General features: G+C 60.0%; 16 protein-coding genes. 7 read left to right on the plus strand and 9 right to left on the minus strand.

Annotated features, from left to right (window positions below):
* The first annotated feature begins 70 nt into the window (after positions 1-70).
* The 3 genes from arsC to AC07OG_RS23940 are packed head-to-tail and all read left to right on the plus strand — an operon-like array spanning position 71 to position 1444.
* Positions 71-424 (plus strand): arsenate reductase (glutaredoxin), encoded by a 354-nt coding sequence (gene arsC, locus AC07OG_RS23930; protein ID WP_495068257.1) that lies wholly within the window; start codon positions 71-73, stop codon positions 422-424.
* The gene (gene wrbA / locus AC07OG_RS23935; protein WP_060540764.1) at positions 421-1017 is read left to right on the plus strand and encodes an NAD(P)H:quinone oxidoreductase; all 597 of its coding nucleotides are present in this window, start codon (positions 421-423) and stop codon (positions 1015-1017) included. Before arsC ends, wrbA begins: the two co-directional genes overlap by 4 nt.
* A gap of 1 nt (position 1018) precedes the next feature.
* Positions 1019-1444 (plus strand): DUF2069 domain-containing protein, encoded by a 426-nt coding sequence (locus AC07OG_RS23940; protein ID WP_495068258.1) that lies wholly within the window; start codon positions 1019-1021, stop codon positions 1442-1444.
* An 82-nt stretch (positions 1445-1526) separates the two neighbouring features.
* Here the strand turns inward: AC07OG_RS23940 and AC07OG_RS23945 are convergent, their stop codons facing one another.
* Together AC07OG_RS23945 and ttcA are read right to left on the minus strand one after the other, a co-directional pair.
* Positions 1527-2201 (minus strand): DNA-3-methyladenine glycosylase I, encoded by a 675-nt coding sequence (locus AC07OG_RS23945; protein ID WP_218425644.1) that lies wholly within the window; start codon positions 2199-2201, stop codon positions 1527-1529.
* 131 nt (positions 2202-2332) lie between these two features.
* Positions 2333-3157 carry a tRNA 2-thiocytidine(32) synthetase TtcA gene (ttcA, locus tag AC07OG_RS23950; RefSeq protein ID WP_060540767.1) on the minus strand — a complete coding sequence of 275 codons (825 nt, stop codon included), beginning with the start codon at positions 3155-3157 and terminating at the stop codon, positions 2333-2335.
* A 274-nt stretch (positions 3158-3431) separates the two neighbouring features.
* Between ttcA and AC07OG_RS23955 the strand changes: the two genes are divergently transcribed.
* Both AC07OG_RS23955 and AC07OG_RS23960 read left to right on the plus strand, forming a co-directional pair.
* Entirely contained in the window at positions 3432-4034 is a 603-nt protein-coding gene (locus tag AC07OG_RS23955) for a Yip1 family protein (RefSeq protein WP_060540768.1), read from the plus strand.
* A 159-nt stretch (positions 4035-4193) separates the two neighbouring features.
* On the plus strand, positions 4194-4688 hold the full coding sequence (locus tag AC07OG_RS23960; protein WP_495068259.1) for a SprT family zinc-dependent metalloprotease: 495 nt from the start codon (positions 4194-4196) through the stop codon (positions 4686-4688).
* 138 nt (positions 4689-4826) lie between these two features.
* On the opposite strand, the gene AC07OG_RS23965 is transcribed toward AC07OG_RS23960, so the two are convergent.
* Together AC07OG_RS23965 and AC07OG_RS23970 are read right to left on the minus strand one after the other, a co-directional pair.
* A complete protein-coding gene (locus AC07OG_RS23965; RefSeq protein ID WP_495068260.1) occupies positions 4827-6008 on the minus strand; it encodes a CaiB/BaiF CoA transferase family protein in 1182 nt (393 codons plus the stop codon).
* Between the two features lie 142 nt (positions 6009-6150).
* On the minus strand, positions 6151-7485 hold the full coding sequence (locus AC07OG_RS23970) for a dicarboxylate/amino acid:cation symporter (protein ID WP_495068261.1): 1335 nt from the start codon (positions 7483-7485) through the stop codon (positions 6151-6153).
* A 340-nt stretch (positions 7486-7825) separates the two neighbouring features.
* Between AC07OG_RS23970 and AC07OG_RS23975 the strand changes: the two genes are divergently transcribed.
* On the plus strand, positions 7826-8824 hold the full coding sequence (locus AC07OG_RS23975; protein ID WP_495068262.1) for an AraC family transcriptional regulator: 999 nt from the start codon (positions 7826-7828) through the stop codon (positions 8822-8824).
* 57 nt (positions 8825-8881) lie between these two features.
* Here AC07OG_RS23975 and AC07OG_RS23980 read toward each other — a convergent pair whose 3' ends face one another.
* The 3 genes from AC07OG_RS23980 to AC07OG_RS23990 all read right to left on the minus strand — a co-directional run bounded on the left by AC07OG_RS23980 (position 8882) and on the right by AC07OG_RS23990 (position 11619).
* Positions 8882-10228, minus strand: a complete 1347-nt coding sequence (locus AC07OG_RS23980) for an ATP-binding protein (protein ID WP_495068263.1) — start codon at positions 10226-10228, stop codon at positions 8882-8884.
* Complete coding sequence (locus AC07OG_RS23985; RefSeq protein WP_060540774.1) at positions 10225-10902, minus strand: response regulator; 678 nt, start codon at positions 10900-10902, stop codon at positions 10225-10227. The genes AC07OG_RS23980 and AC07OG_RS23985 overlap by 4 nt, the downstream gene beginning before the upstream one ends.
* A 117-nt stretch (positions 10903-11019) precedes the next feature.
* Positions 11020-11619 (minus strand): outer membrane beta-barrel protein, encoded by a 600-nt coding sequence (locus tag AC07OG_RS23990; protein WP_060540775.1) that lies wholly within the window; start codon positions 11617-11619, stop codon positions 11020-11022.
* 205 nt (positions 11620-11824) lie between these two features.
* On the opposite strand from AC07OG_RS23990, the gene AC07OG_RS23995 reads away from it, so the two are divergent.
* Positions 11825-12550 (plus strand): 4'-phosphopantetheinyl transferase family protein, encoded by a 726-nt coding sequence (locus AC07OG_RS23995; protein ID WP_495068264.1) that lies wholly within the window; start codon positions 11825-11827, stop codon positions 12548-12550.
* A gap of 49 nt (positions 12551-12599) precedes the next feature.
* Here AC07OG_RS23995 and AC07OG_RS24000 read toward each other — a convergent pair whose 3' ends face one another.
* Both AC07OG_RS24000 and AC07OG_RS24005 read right to left on the minus strand, forming a co-directional pair.
* Complete coding sequence (locus tag AC07OG_RS24000) at positions 12600-14210, minus strand: ATP-binding protein (RefSeq protein WP_495068265.1); 1611 nt, start codon at positions 14208-14210, stop codon at positions 12600-12602.
* Complete coding sequence (locus AC07OG_RS24005; protein WP_060540778.1) at positions 14207-14929, minus strand: winged helix-turn-helix domain-containing protein; 723 nt, start codon at positions 14927-14929, stop codon at positions 14207-14209. The genes AC07OG_RS24000 and AC07OG_RS24005 overlap by 4 nt, the downstream gene beginning before the upstream one ends.
* Positions 14930-15026: the final 97 nt, after the last annotated feature.

Below are 15026 nucleotides of genomic sequence, written 5' to 3' on the forward strand. Positions count from 1 at the left end.
CTCTCAAGGTTCTGGAATGCGCGCTGCACAGTTAGAATAGCCGCCACCTTACGCAAGATGCGACCCGCTCATGACCGATCTGACGCTTTATCACAATCCGCGCTGCTCGAAATCGCGCGGTGCGCTCGAACTGCTCGAAGCCCGCGGCCTGACTCCGACCGTGGTGCGCTACCTGGAAACTCCGCTGAACGACGCACAAATCCAGAGCCTGCTGGGCAAGCTCGGCCTGAGCGCCAGGCAATTGCTGCGCACCGGCGAAGACGAGTACAAAGCCCTCAACCTGGCCGACAGCAGCCTGAGCGAAGCGCAATTGATCGCTGCCATCGCCGCCCACCCGAAATTGATGGAACGTCCGATTCTTGAAGTCGGCGACAAAGCCGTCATTGGCCGTCCACCGGAGCAGATCCTGGAACTGTTGCCATGAGTGCGCCGTACATTCTGGTTCTGTACTACAGCCGCAACGGCTCGACCAACGAAATGGCCCGGCAGATTGCCCGGGGCGTCGAACAGGCCGGGCTGGAAGCGCGGTTGCGCACGGTGCCGGCGATTTCCACCGAATGCGAAGCTGTGTCACCGGACATTCCGGATGAAGGCGCGCTGTACGCCAGCCTCGACGACCTGAAAAACTGCGCCGGCCTGGCGCTTGGCAGCCCGACCCGCTTCGGCAACATGGCGGCGCCGCTCAAGTACTTCCTCGATGGCACCAGCAACCTGTGGCTGACTGGCGCGCTGGTGGGCAAACCCGCCGGTGTGTTCACCTCCACGGCGAGCCTGCACGGCGGTCAGGAAACCACCCTGCTGTCGATGATGCTGCCATTGCTGCACCACGGCATGCTGATCACCGGCCTGCCCTACAGCGAGTCGGCGCTGCTGGAAACCCGTGGCGGCGGCACGCCGTATGGCGCCAGTCATCACGCCGGGGCGGACGGCAAGCTCGGTTTGAATGAACATGAAGTGGCGCTATGCCGGGCGCTGGGCCTGCGGTTGGCGAAGACTGCACAGAAACTGGAGAGCTGAGGTGGCGAAAAAGCCGAAGATTCTGCCCGCCATCGAGTGGCTGGAGCCCCGGGTGCGGGCGATGCGCATCATCAGTCTGCTGTGCTTTTTCGGCCTGGCGGGACTGCTCTGCATTTACTACCTGTTGGTCGCCGATCTGCATGGCGCGCGCCCCTGGGTGATCCTGCTGATCGAACTGGTGCCGCTGCTGCTGTTGGCGCCGGGGATGATCGTCGGCAGTGCCCGGGGGCATTCGTGGATGTGTTTTGTGGTGAACCTGTATTTCATCAAGGGTGCACTGGCCGCCTACGATCCGAACCGGCAGATCTTCGGTTTGCTGGAGATGGGCGCGAGCCTGGCGGTGTTCTGCTCGGCACTGATGTATGTGCGCTGGCGGTATCAGTTGAACCGCAAGCTGGCTGGCGAGGGCGAAATTTCCGTCGCCTGACACATTGCAATCGCCAGCAGGCTGGCTCCCACAGGGGACCTGTGTATGCCGCAGATCCCAGCCTGCTGGCGATTGGCCGGTCTCAATGATTAACGGTGTAAGCCAGCATCATCGAAATCTGGCTCATCGGCCGGCCGCCACTTTGCTCATGCCACTGGTTGAACACATCCTGCACCAACGCCAGGTCGCGCAGGCTGCTCGGCACCTTGTCGATGATCTTCTGCGCATTCAACGCCGCCACCACGTCATAGCTCGGCACAAAAGTATCCTTGCCGACCATGCGCAGGAAGCGTGGAGCTGACAGACCGCCCAGCTGGTGACCGCGTTTTTTCAGGAAGGTCCAGAGCCCGACAATATCGGTCACCGGCCACTCAGCGATCAACTCGCCAAAACTGCCCTTTTCATGGGCAATGTCCAGCAGGAACTGCGCGTTGCGCGGCACGCTCTTGAGCTTGCCCAGATGGCGGATGATCCGCGTGTCCTGCATCAGGCGTTCGAGGTGCTCGGCGCTCATCAGCACGACCTTTTCCGGATCGAAGCGGAAAAACACTTCCTCAAAGGCCGGCCATTTGGCGTCCACCAGGCTGTGCTTGAGCCCGGCCCGAAAAACGCGCAAAGCCATGGTCGAGAGGTAACGGTCGTCGCTGATCTTGCGCAATTGCACGGGCGTCTTGGGAACGGGCAGATGGGCTTCCAGCTCTGCTGCCGAACCGAAGCGGTTCAAGCAGTATTCATTCAGCCACTTGTAGTCGCGCATGCCCTCTCCTGAAAGTTGAAACGAAGCAAAAAACTTGTGGGAGCGGGCTTGCTCGCGAATGCGTAGTGTCAGTCGACAAATATGTTGAAGACACTACGCATTCGCGAGCAAGCCCGCTCCCACAGGTTAGATCAGAGGTTTACAACATTGACGAACCGCGAGGCCGCCGTTTCGTCGATCTTGAGGCTGGTGAAGTCGAACAGATTACGGTCCGCCAATTGCGAGGGGATCACGTTCTGCAGGCTGCGGAATATGCTCTCGGTACGACCCGGGGTCTTGCGTTCCCAATCCTGCAGCATGTCCTTGACCACCTGCCGCTGCAGGTTTTCCTGGGAACCACAGAGGTTGCACGGGATGATCGGGAACTGCTTGAGGTCCGAATAGGCCTGGATATCTTTTTCGTTGCAGTAGGCCAGCGGGCGGATCACCACGTTGCGACCGTCATCGGCGCGCAGTTTTGGCGGCATGGCCTTGAGCGAACCGTTGAAGAACATGTTGAGGAAGAAGGTTTCGACGATGTCGTCACGGTGGTGACCGAGCGCCATCTTGGTCGCACCGATTTCATCGGCGAAAGTGTAGAGCGTGCCACGACGCAGGCGCGAGCACAGCGAACAGGTGGTCTTGCCTTCCGGGATCAGCTCCTTGACCACCGAGTAGGTGTCTTTCTCGACAATGTGATACTCGATGCCCAGTTCCTTGAGGTAGGCCGGCAGCACATGCTCGGGGAAACCTGGCTGCTTCTGGTCCATGTTCACGGCCACGATCTCGAACTTGATCGGGGCGACCTTCTGCAAGTGCATCAGCACATCGAGCATGGTGTAGCTGTCCTTGCCTCCGGACAGGCAGACCATGACCTTGTCGCCGTCTTCAATCATGTTGAAATCGGCGACAGCCTCACCGGCCTGACGGCGAAGGCGCTTTTGCAGTTTGTTCTGGTTGACCGTAAGAGTGCCCATGACGCGAAATCCGTGAGGTGTGACGAAAGGCCGGCATTTTACGCAAAAATCCGAACCTGTGCAGAGCTGCCGAACACAGCCGGCTCCTGCGGTGACTCTACAGACACAACCGCGATTACCTGGGGGCTTTACAGCGCAATTTGCTCTAAGCCCTCGAGGGAACTCCTTTCTATACTGCGACATAAGGTCGCACGAGACCTGCAACTTACTTGGCCACCTTGGCCCGTAGGCGCTCCGCTGGGGGGCGACGGTAAAAACAAGAGGAGTGACTGGCATGATCCATCACGTAGTGGGGCTCTTCACCCACCCCGACCAAGAATGGAAAGATATTCGTGGCGACCAGGAGGAAAGCATCAGCCACATGTACTTGACCCATACCCTCATCCTGGCAGCGATTCCCGCAGTGTCGGCCTTTATCGGCACCACGCAGGTCGGCTGGGTGATCGGCAATCGGCCACCGGTGATGCTGACCATGGAGAGTGCGCTGTGGATGACGGTCATGTCGTATCTGGCAATGATCGGTGGAGTCGCGGTGATGGGCGCGTTCATCCACTGGATGGCTCGCACCTATGACGCCAATCCGAGCCTGGCACGCTGCATTGCTTTTGCCACCTATACCGCGACCCCTCTGTTCATCGGTGGCCTCGCGGCCCTGTATCCGCACCTGTGGCTGGGGATGATCGTCGGCACCGCGGCCATCTGCTACACGGTGTACCTGCTCTATGTCGGGCTACCAACGTTCATGAACATTCCATCCGACGAGGGCTTCCTGTTTTCCAGTTCGGTGCTCGCCGTTGGCCTGGTGGTGCTGGTGGCCATCATGGCATTCACCGTGATTGTCTGGGGACTCGGCGTGGGCCCGGTCTATACCAATTAGCAACTCACCACAAAAAACTCAGATCTGCCGACACAGGCCGCCGCAAGGCGGCCTTTTCGTTCCCCGGTTAATCGCAAGGTGAATAACCATTCGGCGCCCGGACGATTCGCATGGCCCCAAGGTTGCGGCATACTCGATTGCTCTGGAGATCCATCAAGCATGCCCGAGCAACTCAATACCCGCGTCGAAGACTGCTTCCAACAAGCCGAATCCTTTTTCAAACGATCGTTCAAACGCCCGGTGGTCAGCCTCAAGTTGCGCGGGCAAAAAGCCGGTGTCGCCCACCTGCACGAAAACCTGCTGCGCTTCAATCCACAGCTGTACCGGGAAAACAGCGCAGACTTCCTCAAGCAGACGGTGGCCCACGAAGTCGCGCACCTGATCGCCCATCAATTGTTCGGCGACCGCATCCAGCCCCACGGCGAAGAGTGGCAGTTGATCATGCGCGGCGTGTATGAACTGCCACCCAATCGCTGCCACACCTACGACGTCAAGCGCCGCAGCGTGACCCGCTATATCTACAAGTGCCCGTGCGCCGACAGCGACTTTCCCTTCTCGGCCCAGCGCCATGGTTTGGTGAGAAAGGGGCGGCGGTATTTGTGCCGGCGCTGTCGCAATACGCTGGTGTTCAGTGGGGAGATGCGGGTTGAGTAAAGCAGATTTGCGGTGTCTGGTCGGGGCCCATCGCGAGCAGGCTCGCTCCCACATTGGATTTCTATCAGACGCAAATGTTGTGTACGGCGCAGAACCTGTGAGGGAGCGAGCCTGCTCGCGATGGGGCCAGAGCAGGCGCTAGAGAATTACCTTGGCTCGCCGCAATTGCTCAATCCGCTGCGCACTGAACCCCAACTCCCCCAACACCTGATCGGTATGTTGCCCCAGCGCCGCGCCAATATGCCGAGGCTCAGGCAAACCTTGCGAAAACTTCAACGGACACGCCATCTGCGCCTGGCTCGAACCATCACCTCGCGGCACTTGCGTCACCAGTTCCCGCGCCTGCAACTGCGGATGCAGCACTGCCTCGCCCAGACTCAACACCGGCTCGACGCAGGCATCAAGTTCGGCGAACAACGCGCATAAATCGGCGAAGTCGTGCTTTTCGAACTCGACCTTCAGCGCGTCCTTGAGCTTTTTCTGCTGCGCCGGTTGCGCTGACAGACCCAGACTGGCCAGTTCTTCCAGCCCCAGCGCCGCGCACAACGGTTTCATGAATGCCGGTTCCAGGCTACCCACCGACAGCCAGCGCCCATCCCGGGAGCGGTAGTAATCGTAGAAACTGCCGCCATTGAGGAGCTGCTCCTCCGGCCCCGGCTCAACGCCACAGGCCAGATACCCGGCACCCGACATAGCGTTGAGGCTGAACGCACAGTCGGTCATGCTCACATCCAGATGCTGCCCCAGACCGCTTTGCTGCCGGGCGATGACCGCCGCCAGCAGGCCGATCACCCCGTGCAGCGACCCACCGGCGACATCCGCCACCTGCACTCCCAATGGCAGCGGCCCCGCGTCGGCACGACCGGTGTAGCTCGCCAGCCCGGCCAGCGCCAGATAATTGATGTCATGGCCGGCGCGGTCCTTGTAGGGGCCGGTCTGACCGTAACCGGTAATCGACACATAGATCAGCTTCGGATTGATCGCCTTCAGGGCTTCATAGCCCAGGCCCAATCGATCCATGACGCCAGGGCGGAACTGCTCGAGCACGATGTCGTAGTCTTCGAGCAACTGCTTGATCACCTCCAGTGCCTCAGGCTTCTTGAGGTCCAGGGCAAGGCTGCGTTTGTTGCGATTGAGATAGGCATGGCTGGCCGACACCCCGTGATCCTGGGGCGGCAGGACCCGCAGCAGGTCCATGCGGGTCGGCGATTCGATGCGCAACACCTCGGCGCCCATGTCCGCCAGCAGCAAGGAGGCGAACGGCCCCGGCAGCAATGTCGAGAAATCCAGAACCTTGAGTGACGCCAGTGGACCGAGCATGAGAGTTCTCCCTTTACGATGCCCCAGCCTAGGCAGCCGAGGGCGTTGCGGCAATCACCTTATGCGCCAGTTGCAATGACCGTAACGCTCAAATCCTGCCCATGAAAAACCCGCCGAAGCGGGTTTTTCATTGCAGCCTGTCTTACTTGACGTTGCTCGGGGTCGGGCCCTCGGCCACACCCAGGTCGTCTTGCGGACGCTCATCGGCGATGCCGCGACCGCCGCTAGCCAGTTCCGCTTGCAGCACGTCGGTATCCAGCTCCTTGACCCACTTGGCCACAACGATGGTAGCAACCGCGTTACCCACCAGATTGGTCAGGGCCCGGGCTTCGGACATGAAACGGTCGATCCCGAGGATCAGCGCCAGGCCGGCAACCGGCAGGTGGCCCACCGCGGACAGGGTGGCAGCCAGGACAATGAAACCGCTGCCGGTCACGCCCGCAGCCCCTTTGGAGGACAACAGCAATACCACCAGGAGCGTGATCTGGTGGGTGATGTCCATGTGAGTGTCGGTTGCCTGGGCAATGAACACCGCCGCCATGGTCAGGTAGATCGCGGTACCGTCGAGGTTGAACGAGTAACCAGTCGGGATCACCAGGCCAACTACGGACTTCTGCGCGCCCAGGCGTTCCATTTTGATCAGCATGCGTGGCAGCACCGACTCCGAAGAGGAGGTACCCAGTACGATCAGCAGTTCCTCACGGATGTAGCGGATCATCTTCAACACGCTGAAGCCGTGCATACGGGCAATCGAACCCAGCACGATCAGGATGAACAACAGGCAGGTGATGTAGAAGCAGATCATCAACTGGCCCAGTTGCACCAGCGAGCCGACGCCGTAGGCACCGATGGTGAACGCCATGGCACCAAAGGCACCCAGTGGCGCGAGCTTCATGATCATGTTGATGATGTTGAACATCACGTGGGCGAAGCGATCGATGAAGTCCAGCAGTGGCTTGCCGTAGGCGCCCAGGCGATGCAGGGCGAAACCGAAGATCACCGAGAACATCAACACTTGCAGGATGTCACCGGTGGCGAATGCGCCGACGATGGTGTTCGGGATCACATTGAGGAGGAAGCCGACAACGCTTTGATCAGCACTGGCTGCGACGTAGCTGGCGATTTTCGAGGTGTCCAGGGTCGTCACGTCGATATGCATGCCGTCGCCCGGTTGCACGATGTTGACCACAACCAGCCCCACCAGCAGGGCAATGGTCGACACGATCTCGAAGTACAGCAACGCATACCCGCCAGTCTTGCCCACTGACTTCATGTTCTGCATGCCGGCAATACCGCTGACCACGGTACAGAAGATGATCGGGGCGATGATCATCTTGATCAGCTTGATGAACCCGTCACCCAGCGGCTTTACGGCCACACCGAGCTGTGGATAGAAGTGACCGAGCAAAATACCGATGACAATTGCAACGATCACCTGGAAATACAGGGATTTGTACAGTGGCTGACGAGTCGTCATTGCAAAGTTCCTCAAGGGTGCCCGGTGACAACATCCATCTGTTGCACGTGACACCTCAATTGCGAACCCTCCTGCACTGGAGGGATTTGTTTTTCCGAGCTGCTCCATGGCAGGCATCTGCTCATGGCATCGCAAGGCCCGTGCCACTTAATGCGAAAACTCCGCCAGCCTCATGCCATCAAGGGTTGCAGGGTTTCCCAGGTCGCCTGACAGTTACATCCAGGTGGCGGATATCCGCCCTTCCACTAAAACCGGTCCTGCAAATTGGCGGATATCCGCCCTGTTCACACCAGCTGCCGAGCAGCTACCATCCGTCGCTCAATGGATGGATCTGCCTGTTATGCGCGAACGTACCATCGCCAGTCATTTCGCCCGGGCCGCTCTCGGCGGTGCGCGTCGGCACGGCTACGATTATTCGGGCCTGTTGCAGCAACTGGGGATCAGTCCCGAGTTGCTCCAGGAGCCCAAGGCGCGCATTGCGCCAGAGCAGTTCACCCAACTGATACAAGGGTTATGGCTGGCACTGGACGACGAATACCTGGGGTTTGGGCAAGCCCCAAGCAGACCAGGCAGCTTCGCGATGATGTGTCATGCCGTGATTCACTGCCGCAATCTGGAAAAGGCACTGCGTCGCGGCTTATTGTTTTATAGCCTATTCCCCGGGGCTCCGCGCCTGACCCTGAGCCAGGAGGACGATTGGGTGTGCCTGAGCCTGGACGACTCGCAACTGTGGGACCCGGACCACTTCCTCAGCGAGAGTCTGCTGGTGATCTGGCACCGCTTCGGCAGCTGGCTGATCGGCCAGCGCATTCGTCTGGAGCAGGCCACCTTCGGTTACCCCAGGCCCGACCACGGTGCCGAATACGATTTACTGTTCTCCTGCCCGCTCGAGTTTTCCACTGACCGCAGCAGCCTGCGCTTTCACAGTCGCTACCTGAACATGCCACTGCTCCAGGACGAACGTACGCTCAAGCACTTCCTTGAGCGCTCCCCCGCCGACCTGTTGTCGCGCCCGGACGACGGCGACAGCCTGACCAGTCAGTTGCGGCGCCTGCTCAGCCGCGACAGTTCGCACTGGCCGGATCTGGAAGCCGTGGCGGCACATCTGCACATCAGCCCGCAGACATTGCGCAGGCACCTGCGTGAGGAAGGTTCCAGTTTTCAGGAGCTGAAGGATCAGTTGCGCCGGGATATCGCGATTTATCACCTGAACCGCGCCGATTTGTCATTGCAACAGATTGCCGAACAACTCGGCTTTTCCGAGCCTTCGGCGTTTCACCGCGCGTTCAAGAAGTGGACAGGGCTTACACCGGGCGCCTATCGGGCGCAGGAAATGTAGGAGCACCGCTGCACGCCAGGCTCCTGCGAGGGTTGACGCGACAGGCTCGCGCCTGAATCACGCCACCGGAAAATGGATCCTGAACGCCGCCCCGCCCATCGACGAGTCCTCCAGGGTCAGCTTGGCGTTGTAACTCTCGATGATGTCCTTGACCACCGCCAGGCCAATCCCCTGCCCCGGATGCTGACGATCCAGGCGTTCACCACGTTGCAGGATTCGCGCGCGCTGATCCTGTGGTACACCGGGACCGTCGTCCTCGACACACAATTCGGTGCCGCCGAGGGTTTGGCGCACGATGATACGAATTTCACCGAGGCACAGGCGATAGGCGTTTTCCAGCAGATTACCCAGCATTTCCAGCAAGGCCCCCTGCTCGATCGGCACATAACAGGGCTCCGGCAGATCAAAAGCGACTTTCACCCGTTTGTCGCGGTAGACCTTGTCCAGCGTATCGCACAGACTTTGCAGCACCGGCCGTAGCCGCACCTGATGCCGCACCAGACCGCTTTTGCGCAGGCTGGCGCGCTGCAACTGATAGCTTATCTGCTGACTCATGCGTTCGATCTGGGTCTGCAGCACCCAGGCCTGATCACGATCTTCCGGACGCTGAGCCATGTCCTCGCTGACACCTTGCAGCACCGCCAGCGGAGTTTTCAGGCTGTGGGCCAGATCATCGAGAGAGTCCCGATAGCGGCTGCGCTGCTCACGTTCGCTGTGCAGCAGACGGTTCAGGGAACCGGTCAGGCGCAACAGTTCCCGGGGATGCTCTTCACTGAGGCTTTCGCGCGTACCGCCTTCGATCTGGTCCAGTTCCTGGCTCAAGCGACGCAACGCCTGCAGGCCCCAGGTCAAACCTATCCACAGCAACGCCAGCAGCACCAGCAATGCAGCGCCGAAGCCCAGATAGAGATTTTCCCGCAGTCCTTCGAGGGTAATTTCATACTCGCGAACCGGTTGCAGCGCAACAATGCTGAACGCAGCACTCTTGCCGCCCAGCAATTTGACCTCGACGTCATAGACGAAGAATTCCTGGCCGTTGGCTTCGCGGATTCGCGCGAACTCATTGCCACGTCCGTCATAACGCGGCTTGTAATTGATGTGCTCTTCCTGGGTGGCTTTCGAGCGCCAAACCAGTTGACCTTCGCGGTCGTAGATGTAGCCGAGCAAACGGCTGTCGGTGAGGTTGAAACGCTCGTCAGGCAATTGCGCCGGCATCTGCAGGCCGTTGTTTTCAACCCGGGCGGCGGAAATCAGCGTGGTGACATCCGACGCCAGGCGCTGCTCGATGGAATCCTGCAGCGCCAGACTGAACGCGCCCTGCATCGCTGGCAACAACGCCAGCATGAACAACACCGCCAGGAGCGTGGCGGCAAGCATCAGACGAACGCGAAGCGAGCGAATCAAGTGCAACGCTCATTGAACAGGTAACCGAGGCCTCGAACGGTATCGATCGGTTTAAACCCCGCCGGAGCTTCCAGTTTACGGCGCAGGCGGCCGACCAATACCTCGATCACGTTCGGATCACGCTCATCGTCATCCGGGTAGAGTTGCTCCATCAGACGATCCTTGGGCACCACCTGCTGATGGTGGCGCATCAAATACTCGAGGATGCGATATTCATACGCGGTCAACGCCAGGGGTTGTTCGTCGAGGGACGCCTGTTTGCGATTGAGATCGAGCAACAAGGGGCCGGCGACAATGGTCGACTGGGTGAATCCGCTGGAGCGACGCAGCAAGGCATTCAGCCGGGCGTCCAGCTCTTCGAACTGGAACGGCTTGACCACGTAATCGTCGGCACCGGCGGCCAGGCCCTCGACCTTGTCTTGCCAGTTGCCTCGAGCCGTAAGGATCAGGATCGGAAAGGTCTTGCCCGAGGAGCGCAGTTGTCGGATCAGGTCGAGGCCGCCCATGCCCGGCAGGCCCAGGTCAATCACCGCCAGGTCGTGGTTGAACTGCTGTGTCTGATACAGCGCCTCTTCGGCATTGGCAACGGACTCGACCACATGGCCACTATCGGTCAAGCGGGTTTGCAGGTGATGACGCAATAGCGCTTCATCCTCGACGACCAGCAATTTCATAACGCTCTCCAGGCAAATCAACATCTGCAAAGGTGCGACAGTGTACCTCGGCGGCTAACAGGACTATGCCGGATCAGCCACTGAGGCGATCCGGCGCAGACCATTGCAATACACTTTTTAGAAAGCGAAGTTGGCAGCCAGGTAAGTCTGGGCGCTGCTGGTCAGATCCAGCGAACCTTGTTTGCTGCCACTGCGCTGAACCATCTCGGTGCTGGCATTGCTGCGCAGGTAACGATAACCCAGTTCAACCGACGTGTTTTTTGAAACCTGTTGCAGGACACCGACTTGTCCGCCCAGGGCGTATCCGATGTTGCTGTCGCGGCTGAAGCCAGACGACTCCTGTGTCAGCTTGGTCAGACCGGCAGTGGCACCGCCGAACAGCTTGGTGTCGCTGCCTACCGGATAGAACAGGTCGTAGCTGCCCAGGAGGTTTTCCTGACGCAGTTTAATGCCATTGTGCGAGCCCGACACGTTGTCGTAAGTAGCGTAGTAGCGGCCCTGACTGTTTTGCTGACCCGCACGCACACCCCAGGTGGTGTCCTTGCCGATCACGCCATCGGCGTTCGGGCTATTGAGGTTATCGTTCAGTGCGTGGGACTTTTTCACTTTGTCACTGGTCTGTCCAAGCGTAAGGCCCGCGAAGTTATCGTTGGCCTGAACGGCGGCACTGGCGCCCATTACGGTGAAAGCCAGAAGCAGATTCTTCAATGTAGTCATTGGTGTCGTTCCTGTTGGGGGTAGTTGCTTTTGGGTACGGGGCAAGATTACCCACGGAGCCCTGAACTCCCCCTGAACGCACTCTGAACCTGGGCTGAACCAACCCGGCCTGAATGTCTCAATAGTTTTCAACAGGAGAATTGAGCTTGGCGGTACACGATTTCAGAACTACCCACCGTCAAGGCAACCCGGCAAAATACCCGCCATGAATCATGTCCCCGCCCTGCCCCTCTGCTGCACCCCACTTGATGACCATTGGCCGTTGCCTTTGCTGCTGCCGGATACAGTGCTGTTGAGTACTCATTTCGACAGTTTGCAATTGGCGCCTGATGACTTTCAGCGCAGTGCTGTCGAGGTGCCGGCGAGCATCCAGCGTTCGGTCGCCAAACGCCGGGCGGAGTTTCTTGCCGGACGGGTTTGCGCCCGGGCCGCATTGCAGCGACTGGAAGGATTGAACTTCACTCCAGCCATAGGTGAGGACCGCGCTCCGGTCTGGCCGGCCCATATCGCAGGTTCGATCACCCATAGCACCGGCCGGGCAGCAGCAATCGTCGCCAACAAGCGCCATTGGCGCGGCTTGGGCATGGACCTGGAAAACCTGTTGAATGCCGAACGGGCCGAGCGCCTGGCCGGGGAAATCCTCAACCCCGCGGAGCTACAGCGCATGGCGGCCGGCCCCCGAGACCATCTGGCCCTGCTGGTAACCCTGACCTTCTCGGTCAAGGAAAGCCTGTTCAAGGCGCTTTATCCGATCGTTGAGCAGCGTTTTTATTTTGAACATGCCGAAGTGCTGGAGTGGCACGAGACGGGGGAAGTACGCTTGCGCTTGTTGACCGACCTGTCCAATGAATGGCGCCATGGCACCGAACTGGATGCGCAGTTCGCAGTCAGGGACGGGCAGTTGTTGAGTCTGGTAAGTATCAAGGCCTGAAGTCTATCAGGGCGCTGCCCCCCCCCAGGTCGCAACGCACACACAAATATCAACGTCGCTCCTGATTCCTCGGCCAGCTCAAACTGAAACACGCCCCGCCCAGGCTTTTACTCTTGCCGACCAAGGCGCGCCCGTCATGCCAATGGATGATCCGCCGCACGATCGACAACCCCAGCCCATGCCCACCCGAAGCACGGGTGCGACTGTCGTCCAGGCGCAGGAATGGCGTGAAGATTTTTTCCCACGCCGACTCCGGCACACCCGGCCCGTCATCTTCGATATCCACCCGACAACGTTGCTGCCCGACCTGGTAACTGATGGTCACCCGTGATTGCGCGTGACGCATGGCGTTGGTCACCAGGTTCTGGATCGCCCGGTGCAGGTAGCGCGGTTCGGCCTCGACCCAGGCGTCATCGCAATCGGCGGCCGACAGGCACAAGCCCCGTTGCACCGTGACCTGTGCACGCAAGGGCGCGAGTTCCTCGATCACTTGATTGACCAAGGCGTCCAGATCGATACGCTGAAAATTCAGCGCCGGCGAACCCTGCTCCAGCCGCGCGTACGTCAGCATCTCGTCCACCAAGCGGTCGAGATCCTCGATGTCGTTGTCCATGCCCTGACAGTATTTTTCCAGGGCTTGCGGCGTGGTGGCCGAGCCGATCATTTCCAGGCCAAAACGCAGGCGCGCCACCGGCGTGCGCAACTCGTGGGATACCGCGCGCACCAGTTCACGCTGGATCGCCAGCAACTGTTGCAAGTGCTCGGCCATCCCGTTGAAAGCCGACGCCAGGCGCCCCACCGAGTCGGCGCCGCGGGTCGGCACACGGGTTTCCAGGCTGCCCTGGGCGATGCGCGTCGCGGCGGCTTCGAGGCCCCGCAAGCGCCGCTCCAATTGGCGCACCAGCAGGTAGACAATCAAACCGATCAGCGTCAACCCGAGCGCGGCAATCAGCACCAACCACTCAGGCGGATAAGGATTCATCTGATACAACGGACCGATTTCCAGGACCCACGGCGTGCCGACCATGCCGGCGAACACGCGGATCGAGTCGCCGCCCTTGCCCAGCGCCATCACGGTGTCCCCCTCGGACACCCGGCGGCTCTGGTCCTCGTCCATGTCCGCTTCATCCACCGTGACCAGCCGCAGGTCGAAGCCGAACCCCTTGCTTTCCTTCAATTGCGCCAGGCGCATGGGCTGATCGGCTACCGGGGTGCGCACCAGTTCATCGGTCAACAGGTAGATGGTCGCCCGGGCCAGTTGTTCGCTGATCTGCTGCACTTCCCCGGTGAGCATCAACTGTTCCTTGTCGCTGACCAGCTTGTATACCTTCGCCGCATGCGGGCCGATCTGTTCGACCAATGCCTGGCCGCGTAACACACGAGTGCGCTGGGTCAGGTCAAGGTCGGTGTCGGCAAAGGTTTTCAGCCCCAGCGGAATCCCCAGCAGCCGTTCCCACACCAGCAAGGCCCGGTGGCGCTCGGTCTGGTTCATCGGTTGCAAGTTGTCGGCCATCAGCGAAAACGTGCCGTGGGCCAGACGCTCGCGGTACTGCTCGCTGCGAACCTGGTTGAGCAGATGCAAGGCCAGCACGCCCAGCACCGCCACCAGAATCAGCGCGGCGCACATGCCGCCATAGATGCGCAGGAAGATTGAATTCACAGGGACGGGTCTACGCAGGCTTCGGGCACGAACAGATAGCCTTTGCTACGCACGGTCTTGATCAGGCGCGGGTGCTCCGGGTCGTCGCCGATCTTGGGGCGGATGCGCGAAATGCGCACGTCGATGGAGCGGTCCTGGCCGTCATAACCGATGCCCCGCAACGCAGTGAAGATTTCTTCCCGGGACAGGATGCGCCCGGCATTGGCCACCAGCAGCCAGAGCAAGTCGAACTCTGCGCTGGTCAGTTCGATGCCGTTGCCCTGCAACCAGGCCTCGCGCAAGGCGTTGTCCACGATCAGTGGACCGAACTGCAGGCGCCGTTGTTTTTCCGGGATTGCCTCAGGGGTTTCGCTGCGTCGCAATAGAGCCTGGATACGCGCCAGCAAGAGGCGCGGGCGAACGGGTTTGCACACATAGTCATCGGCACCCAGGTCCAGGCCAAGGATCTGGTCGGTGTCATCGGTGCGGGCGGTGAGCATCAGGATCGGACCGTCATACCGGGCGCGGACCTTGCGACAAATGCTCAGGCCGTCTTCACCCGGGAGCATCAGGTCGAGGATCACCAGGTCCGGCTGCTCATTGATGATGCGTGCCGCGGCCAGTGCGCCATCACCTTCGATTGAAACACGCAGGCCATTGGCCTCCAGGTAATCGCGGGTCAGTTCGGCCAGTCGCTGGTCGTCCTCCACAATCAATACCTGCCAGGCTTCTTGTTCCACGGTGACCTCTGCTTGCCAAAAACACTAATAAGGAAGGATCCGCCCGTCTTTTTGTAATGATTGGGGAGGATAAAACGCTGTACATGCTGGCCGATTG

The sequence above is a fragment of the Pseudomonas sp. GW821-FHT09H03 genome, from assembly GCF_059415945.1.

Bases quoted from the DNA above. Each gene is read 5' to 3' on its own strand.
- arsC (WP_495068257.1), top strand. From the start codon at position 71: ATGACCGATCTGACGCTTTATCACAATCCGCGCTGCTCGAAATCGCGC.
- wrbA (WP_060540764.1), top strand. From the start codon at position 421: ATGAGTGCGCCGTACATTCTGGTTCTGTACTACAGCCGCAACGGCTCG.
- AC07OG_RS23945 (WP_218425644.1), bottom strand. From the start codon at position 2,201: ATGCGCGACTACAAGTGGCTGAATGAATACTGCTTGAACCGCTTCGGT.
- ttcA (WP_060540767.1), bottom strand. From the start codon at position 3,157: ATGGGCACTCTTACGGTCAACCAGAACAAACTGCAAAAGCGCCTTCGC.
- AC07OG_RS23955 (WP_060540768.1), top strand. From the start codon at position 3,432: ATGATCCATCACGTAGTGGGGCTCTTCACCCACCCCGACCAAGAATGG.
- AC07OG_RS23960 (WP_495068259.1), top strand. From the start codon at position 4,194: ATGCCCGAGCAACTCAATACCCGCGTCGAAGACTGCTTCCAACAAGCC.
- AC07OG_RS23965 (WP_495068260.1), bottom strand. From the start codon at position 6,008: ATGCTCGGTCCACTGGCGTCACTCAAGGTTCTGGATTTCTCGACATTG.
- AC07OG_RS23970 (WP_495068261.1), bottom strand. From the start codon at position 7,485: ATGACGACTCGTCAGCCACTGTACAAATCCCTGTATTTCCAGGTGATC.
- AC07OG_RS23975 (WP_495068262.1), top strand. From the start codon at position 7,826: ATGCGCGAACGTACCATCGCCAGTCATTTCGCCCGGGCCGCTCTCGGC.
- AC07OG_RS23985 (WP_060540774.1), bottom strand. From the start codon at position 10,902: ATGAAATTGCTGGTCGTCGAGGATGAAGCGCTATTGCGTCATCACCTG.
- AC07OG_RS23990 (WP_060540775.1), bottom strand. From the start codon at position 11,619: ATGACTACATTGAAGAATCTGCTTCTGGCTTTCACCGTAATGGGCGCC.
- AC07OG_RS23995 (WP_495068264.1), top strand. From the start codon at position 11,825: ATGAATCATGTCCCCGCCCTGCCCCTCTGCTGCACCCCACTTGATGAC.